We start from the raw sequence: 13,223 nt of genomic DNA, 5'->3' as shown, positions 1-13,223 counted from the left end.
GCCGGCGACCGATGGAGGGGGCCCACCATGCTGCACCACCGCGACAACATCCGCGACGAGATCCTCGACGAGGTGTTCGCCTCGACGGATCTCTCCGTTGCGATGCCCAAGTACCGCATCCCCGAGAAGGAGCACCTCGCGCGGCACGCGTACCAAGTCGTCTCGGACGAGCTCCTCCTCGACGGCAATTCGCGCCAGAACCTCGCGACGTTCTGCCAGACGTGGCTCGAGCCCGAAGTGCGCTCGCTCATGGCCGAGACGCTCGACAAGAACATGGTCGACAAGGACGAGTACCCGCAGACCGCCGAGATCGAGGCGCGCTGCGTGCACATCCTCGCGGATCTCTGGCACTCGCCCGACGCCGAGAACACCCTCGGCACCTCGACGACGGGCTCGAGTGAAGCCGCGATGCTGGGCGGGATGGCGCTCTTGTGGAACTGGCGCGCGCGGCGACGTGCGGCGGGCCTGCCGACCGACAAGCCCAACCTCATCACGGGTCCCGTGCAGGTGTGCTGGCACAAGTTCGCGCGCTACTGGGATGTCGAGCTGCGCGAGATCCCGATGCAGGGCGACCGCTTCCTCATGACGCCGGAAGAGGTGCTGGCCCGCGTCGACGAGAACACGATCGGCGTCGTCCCGACCCTCGGCGTGACCTTCACGGGCGGCTTCGAGCCGGTCAAGGCCGTGAGCGAGGCGCTCGACGGGCTGCAGGCCGAGAGCGGCCTCGACATCCCGATCCACGTCGACGGCGCGAGCGGCGGCTTCCTCGCGCCGTTCACCGCTGCCGACCTCGTGTGGGACTTCCGCCTGCCGCGGGTCAAGTCGATCAACACGTCGGGGCACAAGTTCGGGCTCGCCCCGCTCGGCGTCGGATGGATCGTATGGCGCGATGCCGCCGATCTTCCCGAGGACCTCATCTTCAACGTCAACTACCTCGGCGGCAACATGCCGACCTTCGCCCTGAACTTCTCCCGCCCCGGCGGCCAGATCGTCGTCCAGTACTACAACTTCCTGCGGCTCGGGCGTGAGGGGTACCGCAAGGTCCACCAGTCCTGCTACGACACGGCGATGTATCTCGCCGCCGAGATCGAGAAGCTCGGCCACTTCGACATCATCAACTCCGGGCGTCCCGACGAGGGCATCCCGGCCGTCTCGTGGAAGCTCAAGGACGGCGTCGAGCACCCCTTCACCCTCTTCGACCTCGCAGACCGCCTCCGCACCCGGGGATGGCAGGTGCCCGCGTACACGATGCCCCCGGAGCGGGAGGACCTGCCGATCCAGCGCATCCTCGTGCGTGCCGGGTTCGGCCGCGACGAGGCCGCACTGCTCATGGACGACTACCGGAACGCGATCGCGCACTTCGACAAGCACCCCATCACGGTGTCCATGACCGAGGAAGAGGCCGGCGCGTTCCATCACTGACATGGCGAGGACCTCTCCATCGCGCAGCGTGCGCCTCCGCCGCGAGGCGTGGGGCTTCATGGTCGGCTCCGCCTTCTTCGCGCTGGGCGCCATCCCCTGGTACGCCTCGGCCGTCGGTCCCGTGTGGGGCGCCCTGACGTTCTTCGTCGGGTCGATCTTCTTCACGCTGGCCGGGCTCATCCAGCTCCTGCTCAGTGGTCGCAGGCCGCCTCTGCGCGGGGCGACGACGGCCGACGCGTACGACTGGTGGGCCGCTGCGATCCAGTTCGTGGGCACCCTCCTGTTCAACGTCAGCACGTTCGCCGTCGTGCTCGCGGCCTCGCGTGAGCTCGAGGACCCCACAGCCGGCTGGACCCCGGACGCGTGGGGCTCGGCGGCGTTCCTCATCTCGAGCACGCTCGCGCTGTTCGCGGCGGGTCGGCGGCACGAGCTGTGGGATCCGGACGCCCGCACGTGGCGCGGCACGTGGCTCAACATGGCGGGATCCGTCGCGTTCGGCATCTCGGCCGTGGGCGCCTACGTCCTGCCCGCGACCGGCGACTTCGTCGACGTGCGGTGGATGAACCTCGGCACGTTCCTCGGGGCCGTCTGCTTCTTCATCGCCGCGGCACTCTCGCGCCGGGGAATATGACGCCCGCGGCATGGGTTGCCCCTGATATGCCCGACACGACTTCCGCCGCGCCCGCGCCCATCCGCATCGACGTCTGGAGCGACATCGCCTGCCCGTGGTGCTACATCGGCAAGCGCAACCTCGAGAACGGCCTCGCCGACGTGTCGACCGACGCCGACGCCCCGGTCGTCGAGGTGACGTACCACTCGTTCGAGCTCTCTCCCGACACCCCGGTCGACTTCGCCGGCGGTGAGGCCGACTACCTCGCGACCCACAAGGGCATCTCGCGCGACCAGGCGCAGCAGATGCTCGAGCGCGTCACGGGCGTCGCCGCCGAGGCGGGTCTCGAGTACCGGTTCGACCTGCTCAAGCACACCAACACGGTGAAGGCGCACGAGCTCCTGCACTTCGCGAAGGAGCAGGGCCGCCAGCTCGAGCTCGCCGAGCGCCTCATGTCGGCCTACTTCACCGAGGGTCGCAACCTGGGCCTCGAGGACGAGCTCGCCGATCTCGCCGCCGATGCGGGGCTGGATCGGGATGCCGCGCTCGAGGCGCTGCAGAGCGGGCGCTACCTCGCCGCGGTGCGCGCCGACCAGGCGCAGGCGCAGGCCTACGGCATCAACGGCGTGCCGTTCTTCGTCATCGACGGCAAGTACGGCGTCTCGGGCGCCCAGCCCGCCGAGGCCTTCGCGCAGATCGCGCGGCAGGTCTGGGCCGAGCGAGCCGAGGGCGACGAGGACGCCGCGGCCTGATCCGCGGGGGCGCCGCGACGCGAGCCGCGGCGCCGGCCGGTCAGGCGGGAAGGTTCCGCTCGATGACCTCGACGATCGCGGGGTCGTCGGGCTTGACGTTCGGACGGAACCGGTGCAGATCGCCCGAGGGCGTCAGCACGAACTTCTCGAAGTTCCAGATCACGGGCCCGCGCTTGCCCTCGGCATCCCGGGTCTTCTTGAGCGCCTTGAAGAGCGGTGCGGCCTTGCCCCCGTTGACCTTGACCTTGTCGGCGACGGGGAACGTGACGCCCCACGTCATGGCGCAGTAGTCGAGGATCTCGTCGATGCCGCCCGGCTCCTGTCCCGCGAACTGGTTGCAGGGGAACCCCACGACGGTGAAGCCGCGGTCCGCGTAGGCCTTCTGCAGCTGCTCGAGCTGCTCGTACTGCGGCGTGAGACCGCACTTCGAGGCGACGTTGACGACGAGGAGGACCTTCTCACCGTAATCCGCGAGCGTCTGAGTCCCGCCGTCGGCGGTCTGGAACGGGATGTCGCGGAGGGCGGTGTCGATGGCCTGTGTCATGTTCTCAGGCTAAGGCCCCGTTTCCGGGAGAGGCTGAAGTTTCGTCTGGGAGAATGACAGGATGACGACCGCCCTCGCCCCTGCGCGCGCACTGCGCATCGGGCCCATAGAGCTCGACGCCCCCGTCGTGCTGGCCCCCATGGCGGGCATCACCAACACGGCGTTCCGGCGACTCTGCCGCGAGTACGGCGCGGGCCTGTACGTGAGCGAGATGATCACGTCGCGCGCGCTGGTCGAGCGCAACGCGACGACGATGCGGCTCATCACGCACCACGAGTCCGAGACGCCGCGCTCGATCCAGCTGTACGGTGTGGACCCCAAGACCGTCGCCGAAGCCGTCCGCGTCCTCGTCGCGGAAGATCGTGCGGACCACATCGATCTGAATTTCGGATGCCCCGTCCCCAAGGTCACCCGCAAGGGCGGGGGAGCGGCGCTCCCCTGGAAGCGCGAGCTGTTCCGCGACATCGTGACGGGCGCCGTGCGCTCGGCGGGCGATATCCCGCTCACGATCAAGATGCGCAAGGGCATCGACTCCAACCACCTGACCTACCTGGAGGCCGGCCGCATCGCCGAGGACGCCGGCGTCGCCGCCGTCGCGCTGCACGCGCGAACGGCAGCCGAGTTCTACTCGGGCCAGGCCGACTGGTCGGCGATCACGAAGCTCAAAGAGACCGTCACGAGCGTCCCCGTGCTCGGCAACGGCGACATCTGGTCAGCCGACGACGCCGCCCGCATGATGCGCGAGACGGGCTGCGACGGTGTCGTCGTGGGACGTGGATGCCTCGGCCGGCCGTGGCTCTTCGGCGACCTCGCGCGCGCCCTCGGTGCGCCCGGCGCCGCGGCGGGCGCACCCGTCGACGCAACCCTGGGCTTCGTCGCGCAGGCATTCCGGCGTCATGCCGAGCTGCTCGTGGAGTTCCTGGAGGACGAGGACCGCGGATGCCGCGACATTCGCAAGCACGTCGCGTGGTACTTCAAGGGCTACCCCGTGGGCGGTGACACGCGTGCGCGCCTCGCGACGGCCTCGAGCCTCGCCGAGATCGACGAGCTGCTCGCGACCCTCGAACTCGACGCGCCCTACCCGGGCGCCGCGGCCGAGGGCCAGCGCGGCCGGGCCGGCACCCCCAAGCGGCCTGCACTGCCGGACGGCTGGCTCGACTCGCGAGAGCTCGGTGCCGAGGCATCCAGCGCCCTCGCCGAAGCGGAACTCGACCACAGTGGCGGCTGACGGCGCCGTCGGCGTCTCGGCCGGACGGCCCGCGGGCTACGCCGATCATGACGCCGAGCGCTTCCACCCCGAGCTCCACCGCTCGCAGCGCGACGCGTTCGCGCGCGATCGCGCCCGCGTGCTGCACTCGGCGGCACTCCGCCGCCTCGCCGCCAAGACGCAGGTGCTGAGCCCCGCGAGCCCCGCCGACTTCGCGCGCAACCGCCTGACGCACTCGCTCGAGGTCGCGCAGGTCGGCCGCGAGCTCGCGATCGAGCTGCGGCTCTCGCCCGACGTCGTCGACACGGCGTGCCTGAGCCACGACCTGGGCCACCCGCCGTTCGGTCACAACGGTGAGCGTGCGCTCAACGACTGGTCGGCCGACATCGGCGGATTCGAGGGCAACGCGCAGACGCTGCGGATCCTGTCGCGCCTCGAACCCAAGGTGGTCGACGACGACGGCGCATCCTTCGGGCTCAACCTCACGCGCGCGAGCCTCGACGCGAGCTGCAAGTACCCCTGGACAGCGGATCATCCCGTTCCCGACCCCGGCGGCCGCCTCAAGTTCGGCGTCTACCCCGAGGACGAGGGAGTGTTCCGCTGGCTGCGCGAGGGCGCTCCGGGTCGCGTGCGCTGCATCGAGGCCGAGGTCATGGACCTCTCCGACGACATCGCCTACTCGGTGCACGACTTCGAGGACGCCGTCGTCAACGGCTACATCGATCCCGCGCGCCTCGCCGACGTGCGGGAACGCGAGGCGCTGCTCACGGCGATCCAGGCGTGGGTCGGCTACGACTTCGCGCGCGACGAGCTCGACGACGCCCTCTACCGGCTCATGCGCATGCCCGAGTGGATCACGTCCTTCGACGGCACGCGCGCGGCCCACGCCCGCCTCAAGAACCTGACGTCCGACCTCATCGGCCGCTTCGCGCGCGCCGCGACGGCGGCGACCCGCGAGCACTACGACGCGCCCGCGCTCACGCGCTACCGTGGCCACGTGGTCGTCCCGCGCGTCATCGAAGCCGAGATGGCCGTGCTCAAGGGCACGATCGGCGCCTTCATCGTCTCTGTCGAGGGTCGCAAGGGGCTCTACAAGGAGCAGCGCCGCATCCTCAAACGCCTCGCGACGGCACTGTGGGAGCAGCCGCGTCACCTCGACAGCATCCACGCCGAAGACTTCTCGCGCGCCGAGACGGATGCCGCGCGCCGTCGCGTCATCGTCGACCAGGTCGCGAGCCTCACCGATCGCTTCGCGATCTCGTGGCACTCGCGCCTCGTCGGCTCGGTCGACCTCGAGAGCATCGGCATCTGGGTCCCGGGCAGCCGCATCGTCGCCTCGACGGAGTACGCGCTGCCCGAGCCGCTCGAGGGTCTCTGATGCCCGGACGCATCCTGCAGGCGGATGTCGACGAGGTCAAGGCGCGCACGAACATCGCCGACATCATCGGCGAGCGCGTCGCGCTCAAGTCCGCGGGGGTCGGCGCGCTCAAGGGCCTGTGCCCCTTCCACGACGAGCGCAGCCCGAGCTTCAACGTGCGCCCGCAGGCCGGCTTCTACCACTGCTTCGGGTGCGGCGAATCGGGCGACGTCTACTCGTTCCTGCGCAACCTCGACCACCTCTCGTTCACCGAGGCCGTCGAACGCCTCGCGGCGCGCATCGGCGTCACGCTCCACTACGAGGACGGGGGAGCCGGTCCCGAGACGTCGGGACGCGCCCGCCTGTACGCCGCGAACGCGGCGGCTGCCGAGTTCTTCCGCAGCCGGCTCGCGTCGCCCGACGCCGACATCGCGCGCCGCTTCCTCGGCGAACGCGGCTTCGACGCGGGGGCCGCGGCGCACTTCGGGGTCGGGTACGCCCCGAAGGGCTGGTCGGGCATGCTGGACGCGCTCAGCGCGCAGGGGTTCTCGACCGACGAGCTCACGAGTTCAGGCCTCGTGTCGCAGGGGCAGCGCGGCGTCTACGACCGCTTCCGCGGCCGGGTCGTGTGGCCCATCCGCGACGTGACGGGCCAGGTGCTCGGCTTCGGCGCGCGGCGCCTGTTCGACGACGACAACGGGCCCAAGTACCTCAACACGCCCGAGACGACGATCTACAAGAAGGCGCAGGTGCTCTACGGGCTCGACCTCGCCAAGCGCGACGTCGCCCGCAGCCACCGCGTCGTCGTCGTCGAGGGGTACACCGACGTCATGGCGTGCCATCTCGCGGGCGTCACAACCGCGATCGCCACCTGCGGCACGGCCTTCGGCTCCGACCACATCACGGTCCTCCGTCGCGTGATGGGCGACGACTCGACCGCGGGCGAGGTCGTCTTCACGTTCGATCCGGATGCCGCGGGCCAGAAGGCCGCCCTCCGCGCGTTCGCCGACGCCAAGCGCTTCAACGCGCAGACCTACGTCGCCGTGGGGCCCGATGGCCTCGACCCGTGCGACCTGCGCCTCGCACGCGGCGACGGCGCCGTGCGCGCCCTCATGGACGACAAGGCCCCTATGGTCGAGTTCGTCCTCGACCAGCGCATCCAGGGGTTCGACCTCGCGACGGTCGAGGGGCGCATCGGCGCTCTGCGCGCCTCCGCGCCCGTCGTCGCGGAGCTCCGCGATCCGCTCCTGCAGCCCGAGTACGTCCGGGTGCTCGCCCGCCGCCTCGGCATGGACACCGAGGACGTCCGGCGCGAGGTCGAGCGTGCGGCGCGCGGCGAGAAGGCCCCCGACCGCGGCGTCGACCAGGCGCGCGCGTCCGAGACGGATGCCGAGCCCGCCGTCCGCGTGACGCTCGCGTCGCTGCCGCGCACCGCCGACATCGCGCTCGAGCGCGACGCGCTCATGGGCCTCCTGCAGTTCGGCCACCGCATCGATCCCGACCTGCGCGCCCGGGCGCTGAGCCTGCCCTTCGTGCATCCCGGGCTCGACGCCGTCCGTGCCGGCGTCGCACCCGTCACGGACTTCGACCGCATCGGGTGGGCCGCCGACGCCGTCGGGTCGGTGCGCGAGCCGTTCCGCTCGCTCGCTGCGGAGCTGCTGACCTCGGACTTCCCGGCGCAGACGGATGAGGTCGCCGTCGCCTCCGCCTCCGCCATGTGCCGGCGGCTCATCGTGCGCGCCCTCGATCGCGAGAAGTCCGAGATGCTCGGGGCGATCCAGCGGGTCCCCGTCGACTCCGAGGACGGCCGCAGCATCCGTCTCCGCCTGCGCGAGCTCGATCTGCAGCGCCGCCTCGTCGAGGACGGCTGATCTCCTCGGCTGGCGCCGCGCGTCGCGAGGCGGCAGGATGTGGTCATGCCCCGCCGTCGTGACGCCGACGTCGCGATCCGCGCGACCGACCTCTCGCTGCTGCGCGCGTCGCGCGGCGGCGATGTGCGCGTCGTGGACGGCGTGTCCTTCGTCCTGCCGCACGGCGCCACCCTCGCCGTCATGGGTCCCACGGGCGCCGGCAAGTCGAGTCTCGCGGCGGTGCTCGCAGGCACCGAGGCCTCCGGCGTCGCCGTCGTCGGCGGCGATGCGTGGGTCGGCGGCATCCCGGTGCGTCGCCCCGGCCGCGCGCGCCGTGAGCTGACGTACTTCACGGGCTATCTCGAGCAGCGGGCGGGGGCGAGCCTGCCCTCGCGCATGACGGTCGGCGAGGTCATCGGCGAGCCCATCACGAGCCGTGACCGACGCGTCAACCAGCGTGCTCTCGCCGTGCGCGTCGCGACGCTCCTCGACGAGCTCATGCTCCCGCTCGGCGCGAGCGCGAAGTACCCGTACGAGCTGAGCGCCGGCATGCGCCAGCGCGTCGCGTTCGCGCGGACGCTCGTGCTCGAGCCTCGCGTGCTCATCGCCGACGATCCCTTCGCGAATCTCGATGTGGAAGTCCGGCGCGCGGCAAGGGATGCGATCATCCGGCGGCGGGCCCGCGGCATGTCGACGCTCATCGTGACGAACGAGGCAGACGTCGTGCGCGAGCTCGACGCGGACGTCCTCGTGCTGCGCGCGGGGCACACGGTCGCCTATGGCCGGGGGACGGAGCACCTGCTCTGGACGCCGAGTTCGTCGGCGGATCATCGCCTCGTCGCGTCGTGAGCATGCCTTCGGGTTTGCTAGGATTGTCTAGTTGCCCGCGCGAGAGCGCAGGGTGATCCTCCATAGCTCAATTGGCAGAGCAATCGGCTGTTAACCGATAGGTTCTTGGTTCGAGTCCAAGTGGGGGAGCGGTTCGGCCCGGGGCTCCACCCTCGGGCCGTTCTTCATTTCCGGGGTCGCCGACAAGGCGACGGATGCCGCGCCTCCGCCGGCCTCGATCAGCGGCCGTGAACCGGGCGGGATCAGGCGTCGATGTCGTCGACGCCCGGCATCCACGAGCTGCCCGGCTTGCCCCAGCCGCGCTTGCGGGCGATCTTCTGCGTCGTCTTCCAGTCGCCGTCATCGAGGCGATCGATGTACAGGATGCCGTCGAGGTGGTCGAACTCGTGCTGCAGGATGCGTGCGCGCCAGCCGTCGACCTCGATGCGCACGGGCGCGCCCTCGAGGTCGGTGCCGGTGACGAGCACGCGCTCGGAGCGGCGCAGCGGGAACCGTTCGCCGGGGAACGAGAGGCATCCCTCGGACTCATCGTCCGGGTCGGGGGCGCCGGGCTCGAGGGGGTGCATCCACAGCTCGGGGTTGATGATGACGCCGCGCCAGGGGCCGCCGTCGTCGTCCTGGTACGAGTACGTGAAGATCCGCAGCCCGACCCCGACCTGGGGTGCCGCGAGACCCACGCCGGGCGCGGCATCCATCGTCTCGAACATGTCGGCCACGAGCGTGCGGACCTCGTCCGTGATCTCTTCGACCGCCGCGGCGGGGGCGTGGAGGACGGGGTCGCCCATGATGCGAATCGACAGAACAGCCACGCCTTGAGCCTATCGAGGCATCCGTGCGGTTAGTGTCGGAGGGTGCTGTGGGCGGAGTTGTCGATCGACGCGGTGACGGATGAGCTCATCGGTTTCTTCCGCGACCCGGCGATCCTCTTCGGCATTCCGCTCGCTCTGCTCGGCGCCGTCTTCATGTCGTTCGGCGCGCAGTACCAGCATCGCGGTGTCACGAAGGTCGAGCGCCTCAGCGGCCTTTCAGGCAAGGCGGGACTCAGCGGCCGCCAGCTCCTGAGCCTCTTGACGCGCCCCTCGTGGGTGAGCGGCACGGTCATGCTGGGCCTCGCGATCGGCTGTCAGCTCGTGGCGCTCGCCTTCGCCCCGCTCATCATCGTGCAGCCGATCGGGGCCATCTCGCTCGTCATCACGACGCTTCTCAACGCGCGCGTGACGGGCATCCGTCCGACGAGGCAGTCGATCGCCGCGATCATCGCGTGCGTCGGCGGCGTCTTCATCTTCGTCACGATCGCCGCGTTCTTCGCGACCGAGAACCCCGTGACGGAGCGTGAGACGATCATCATCCTCTCGCTCCTCGCGGTGCTGCTGGTCCTGCTCGGCGGAGTGTGGCTGTGGCTCCGCCAGCGCGGCCTCCCGCTGTTCTACATCGTCGCGGCGGGCATGATCTACGGCTTCGTCGCGACTCTCGCGAAGGTCGTCATCGAACGGGTCAAGGCGAACGACTTCGACTGGCTCACGATCCTCAGCCTCATCGCGATGGTCGCGGCCGTCACGATCGGCGCGTACTTCGTGCAGACCGCGTACGCCGTCGGGCCTCCCGACCTCGTCATCGCGGGTCTCACCGTCGTCGACCCGATCGTCGCCGTCCTCATCGGCCTCACGATCCTGCAGGAGGCGGCGAACGCGCCCCTGTGGGCCTTCTTCGGGTTCGCGATCGCGGGTGCCATCGCGATCACGGGTGTCTTCACGCTCGCGCGCTACCACCCGCAGATGAAGTCCGAGAGCCAGGAGATCCCGATCAAGCGCGGAAGCACGCCGGCTTCCGATCCCGAGGACGATCACACCCACTGAGCGGCGGATGCCGCGTCAGGACTCCGGCGGAACCTCGATCACGAGCCGCCCCTCCTCGATACGGCCACCGTCACCCGGTGAGGGCGCCGGTGCGGGCAGCTCCAGCTGCGACTCCCAGTCCGCGTGCGCATCCTCGGCGGAGGGACGCCACACGGCGTCCATGCCCGATCCGAGTCCTCCGGACGGCGCCTTGCCCTCGAGCTGGCGCTTGCGCTGGTCGCGCTTGAGTGCCGGCGCGGCCACGATCAGGGACGCGACCGCAGCGAGCGCGATGCTCAAGATCGTCCACGCGAGGGGATCCATGTAGGGCGGGTGGGACTTGAACCCACGATCGTCGGGTTATGAGCCCGCTGCCTTCACCAGCTTGGCCACCGCCCCCTGCACCCCCGAGGGGGCCCTCCGAGCCTACAGGCCGTCCGAATGACACGCTTGTGGTTCCTCGGGCCACTGAGCGATAATGGCCCCACAACAGAATGCTGTGGCATCCGTGTTCAGGTCGTTGGGGAAGACGTACCTGAAGGAAACGGAGCGACCATGGCGTCTTCACAAGCGCGCGGAGCGATCTTCATCCATTCCGCGCCACGTGCACTGTGCCCCCACCTCGAGTGGGCGGTAGGCCGCGCCCTCGGGCGGGCGGTCAACTTCGACTGGTGCGAACAGCCGATCCTCTCGGGGAGCAGACGCGCGGAGTTCTACTGGGAGGGCCACGCCGGCATGGGCGCGGCACTCGCGACCGCGATGCGCGGGTGGGAGCACCTGCGCTTCGAGGTGAGCGAGGACCCCACGCCCCGCAGCGACGGCGGACGGTGGATGCACACGCCGGGTCTCGGCATCCACTATGCGCAGACCGACACGGCGGGCAACGTCGTCATCGGCGAGGACCGCGTGCGGTACGCGCTGGAAGTCGCGGCGGGCGACCCGGTCGAGCTCCAGCGCGAGCTCGAGGTGGCGCTCGGCGCGGCGTGGGACGAAGAGCTCGAGCCGTTCCGGCACGCGAGCGACGACGCACCCGTCGTCTGGCTGCACAAGGTCGGCTGACGACAGCTTCCCGCCGGTGAGGCCGGCGGGCGCGGGAAGGCGGTGGAGGCGCAACTAACGGTGGTCGGAGGCAGAGAATCCCGGAGACCGAGAACGCGAATCACCGCTGACACGAAAGACGCCCCCGCGCTCCTGCGGAGCGCGGGGGCGTCTCGTGCGTGTCAGACCGAGCGGAACGCGACGACGGCGTTGTGGCCGCCGAAGCCGAACGAGTTGCTGATCGCGAGCTGCGGGCCGTCGCCGAGCGGGATCGTCGAGCCCGAGATGCGCAGCGGGATCTCGGGGTCCTGCGTCGTCAGGTTGATCGTGGGCGGAGCCTGACGGTCCTGGATCGCGAGGATCGTGAAGATCGCTTCGAGCGCGCCCGTCCCGCCGAGCAGGTGACCCGTCGAAGCCTTCGTCGCCGAGACCGGGATCTCGTGCACGCGGTCGCCGAAGACGCTGTGCAGCGCCTTGTACTCGGCGATGTCGCCCGTCGGGGTCGAGGTCGCGTGGGCGTTGATGTGGGTCACGTCGTCGGGCGTCGCGCCGGCCTCCTTGAGCGCCGCGCGCACGGCGCGCGATGCACCGAGTCCCTCGGGCTCGGGGGCCGTGATGTGGTACGAATCGGCCGTGACGCCGCCGCCGACGACCTCGGCGTAGATCTTGGCGCCGCGCGCCTTGGCGTGCTCCTCCGTCTCGAGCACGAGCGCCGCGGCGCCCTCGCCCATGACGAAGCCGTCGCGGTCGATGCTGTATGGCCGCGAGGCGGTCTCGGGGGAGTCGTTGCGCTTCGAGAGCGCCTGCATCGCCGAGAAGGCCGCGATCGTGAGGCCGTGGATGACGGCCTCGGAGCCGCCCGCGATGACGACGTCGGCGCGACCGAGGCGCAGCGAGTCGAACGCGTTGATGAGCGACTCGGTGCTCGAGGCGCAGGCGGACGCCACGGTGCGGGCGTAGGCGCGCGCGTTGAGGTGCATCGAGACGGCGGCGGCGGGCGCGTTGGGCATGAGCATCGGGACGCTCATGGGCATGACGCGGCGCGGGCCCTTCTCCTTGAGCGTGTCCCAGCCCGCGAGGGTGGTCTGCAGGCCGCCGATGCCGGTCGCGAAGTCCACTCCGAGCCGCTCGGGGTCGACGTCGGGGGCGCCGGCGTCCTCCCACGCGGCGCGCGCCGCGACGAGCGCGAACTGCGCCGAGGGGTCGAGGCGGTTGGCGACGGGGCGCTCGAGCACGGAGTCGGCACGGACGGCGGCCTCGGCCGCGAACGTGACGGGGAGTGAGTACTTCGCCACCCACTCGTGTTCGAGGGTGCGGGCGCCGGAGGCGCCGTCGAGCAGCGCTGCCCAGGTCTCAGAGGCGGTGCCGGCGAGCGGCGTGGAAGCGCCGATGCCGGTGACGACGATGCGGGGTGTGCTCATGGGAATCCTCGTGCGGGGGAGCCGGTGGGGACGCGTCGCGTCCCCACCGGGAGGTGGGCTCAGGCCTGGTTCGACGAGATGTACGAGACGGCGTCGCCGACGGTCTTGAGGTTCTTGACCTCGTCGTCGGGGATCGTCACGCCGAACTTCTCCTCGGCGTTGACGACGATCGTCATCATCGAGATCGAGTCGATGTCGAGGTCGTCCGTGAACGACTTCTCGAGCGCGACCTCGTCGGCCGAGATGCCGGTCTCGTCGGTGATGAGCTCGGCGAGCCCAGCGAGGACCTCTTCGCTGCTGAATGCCATGGTTTCTCCTGTTTTCTTCGGGGTTCGCGG

At 70.3% G+C, this 13,223-nt stretch carries 14 protein-coding genes and 2 tRNA genes; 10 read left to right on the top strand and 6 right to left on the bottom strand.

What is annotated here, in order from left to right; all coding sequences use genetic code 11:
- Positions 1 to 27: 27 nt before the first annotated feature.
- The 3 genes from MJ607_RS07240 to MJ607_RS07230 are packed head-to-tail and all read left to right on the top strand — an operon-like array spanning position 28 to position 2,784.
- Positions 28 to 1,422 (top strand): glutamate decarboxylase, encoded by a 1,395-nt coding sequence (locus tag MJ607_RS07240; RefSeq protein WP_243074894.1) that lies wholly within the window; start codon positions 28 to 30, stop codon positions 1,420 to 1,422.
- Between the two features lies 1 nt (position 1,423).
- On the top strand, positions 1,424 to 2,053 hold the full coding sequence (locus MJ607_RS07235) for a hypothetical protein (RefSeq protein WP_243074893.1): 630 nt from the start codon (positions 1,424 to 1,426) through the stop codon (positions 2,051 to 2,053).
- A 26-nt stretch (positions 2,054 to 2,079) separates the two neighbouring features.
- Positions 2,080 to 2,784, top strand: a complete 705-nt coding sequence (locus tag MJ607_RS07230) for a DsbA family protein (RefSeq protein ID WP_243074892.1) — start codon at positions 2,080 to 2,082, stop codon at positions 2,782 to 2,784.
- 40 nt (positions 2,785 to 2,824) lie between these two features.
- On the opposite strand, the gene MJ607_RS07225 is transcribed toward MJ607_RS07230, so the two are convergent.
- Positions 2,825 to 3,328, bottom strand: coding sequence for a glutathione peroxidase (locus MJ607_RS07225; protein WP_243074891.1), 504 nt, complete (start codon positions 3,326 to 3,328; stop codon positions 2,825 to 2,827).
- A gap of 61 nt (positions 3,329 to 3,389) precedes the next feature.
- On the opposite strand from MJ607_RS07225, the gene dusB reads away from it, so the two are divergent.
- From dusB to MJ607_RS07200, 5 genes are all read left to right on the top strand, one after another.
- The gene (dusB, locus tag MJ607_RS07220) at positions 3,390 to 4,556 is read left to right on the top strand and encodes a tRNA dihydrouridine synthase DusB (RefSeq protein WP_243074890.1); all 1,167 of its coding nucleotides are present in this window, start codon (positions 3,390 to 3,392) and stop codon (positions 4,554 to 4,556) included.
- Positions 4,546 to 5,913, top strand: coding sequence for a deoxyguanosinetriphosphate triphosphohydrolase (locus MJ607_RS07215; RefSeq protein ID WP_243074889.1), 1,368 nt, complete (start codon positions 4,546 to 4,548; stop codon positions 5,911 to 5,913). Before dusB ends, MJ607_RS07215 begins: the two co-directional genes overlap by 11 nt.
- On the top strand, positions 5,913 to 7,763 hold the full coding sequence (gene dnaG / locus MJ607_RS07210) for a DNA primase (RefSeq protein WP_243074888.1): 1,851 nt from the start codon (positions 5,913 to 5,915) through the stop codon (positions 7,761 to 7,763). The genes MJ607_RS07215 and dnaG overlap by 1 nt, the downstream gene beginning before the upstream one ends.
- A 45-nt stretch (positions 7,764 to 7,808) precedes the next feature.
- The gene (locus MJ607_RS07205) at positions 7,809 to 8,591 is read left to right on the top strand and encodes an ATP-binding cassette domain-containing protein (RefSeq protein WP_243074887.1); all 783 of its coding nucleotides are present in this window, start codon (positions 7,809 to 7,811) and stop codon (positions 8,589 to 8,591) included.
- 56 nt (positions 8,592 to 8,647) lie between these two features.
- Positions 8,648 to 8,720 (top strand) — tRNA-Asn (locus MJ607_RS07200).
- Between the two features lie 113 nt (positions 8,721 to 8,833).
- Here MJ607_RS07200 and def read toward each other — a convergent pair.
- Positions 8,834 to 9,400 carry a peptide deformylase gene (def, locus tag MJ607_RS07195; RefSeq protein ID WP_243074886.1) on the bottom strand — a complete coding sequence of 189 codons (567 nt, stop codon included), beginning with the start codon at positions 9,398 to 9,400 and terminating at the stop codon, positions 8,834 to 8,836.
- A 42-nt stretch (positions 9,401 to 9,442) separates the two neighbouring features.
- Between def and MJ607_RS07190 the strand changes: the two genes are divergently transcribed.
- Positions 9,443 to 10,447, top strand: a complete 1,005-nt coding sequence (locus tag MJ607_RS07190) for a DMT family transporter (RefSeq protein WP_374238034.1) — start codon at positions 9,443 to 9,445, stop codon at positions 10,445 to 10,447.
- Positions 10,448 to 10,462: 15 nt separating this feature from the next.
- Here MJ607_RS07190 and MJ607_RS07185 read toward each other — a convergent pair whose 3' ends face one another.
- The gene (locus MJ607_RS07185) at positions 10,463 to 10,750 is read right to left on the bottom strand and encodes a hypothetical protein (RefSeq protein ID WP_243074885.1); all 288 of its coding nucleotides are present in this window, start codon (positions 10,748 to 10,750) and stop codon (positions 10,463 to 10,465) included.
- Between the two features lies 1 nt (position 10,751).
- Positions 10,752 to 10,825, bottom strand: a tRNA-Ile gene (locus MJ607_RS07180).
- A 156-nt stretch (positions 10,826 to 10,981) separates the two neighbouring features.
- On the opposite strand from MJ607_RS07180, the gene MJ607_RS07175 reads away from it, so the two are divergent.
- Positions 10,982 to 11,485: a DUF3145 domain-containing protein gene (locus MJ607_RS07175; RefSeq protein ID WP_243074884.1), complete on the top strand. Its 504-nt coding sequence runs from the start codon at positions 10,982 to 10,984 to the stop codon at positions 11,483 to 11,485.
- A gap of 161 nt (positions 11,486 to 11,646) precedes the next feature.
- On the opposite strand, the gene MJ607_RS07170 is transcribed toward MJ607_RS07175, so the two are convergent.
- Positions 11,647 to 12,885 carry a beta-ketoacyl synthase gene (locus MJ607_RS07170; RefSeq protein ID WP_243074883.1) on the bottom strand — a complete coding sequence of 413 codons (1,239 nt, stop codon included), beginning with the start codon at positions 12,883 to 12,885 and terminating at the stop codon, positions 11,647 to 11,649.
- 59 nt (positions 12,886 to 12,944) lie between these two features.
- The gene (locus tag MJ607_RS07165) at positions 12,945 to 13,193 is read right to left on the bottom strand and encodes an acyl carrier protein (protein ID WP_243074882.1); all 249 of its coding nucleotides are present in this window, start codon (positions 13,191 to 13,193) and stop codon (positions 12,945 to 12,947) included.
- Positions 13,194 to 13,223: the final 30 nt, after the last annotated feature.

It is taken from the genome of Microbacterium sp. SS28, from assembly GCF_022761035.1.
Classification (GTDB): domain Bacteria; phylum Actinomycetota; class Actinomycetes; order Actinomycetales; family Microbacteriaceae; genus Microbacterium.
Note: the sequence above shows the minus strand (reverse complement) of the source record. Positions and strands in the feature narration are given on the sequence as shown.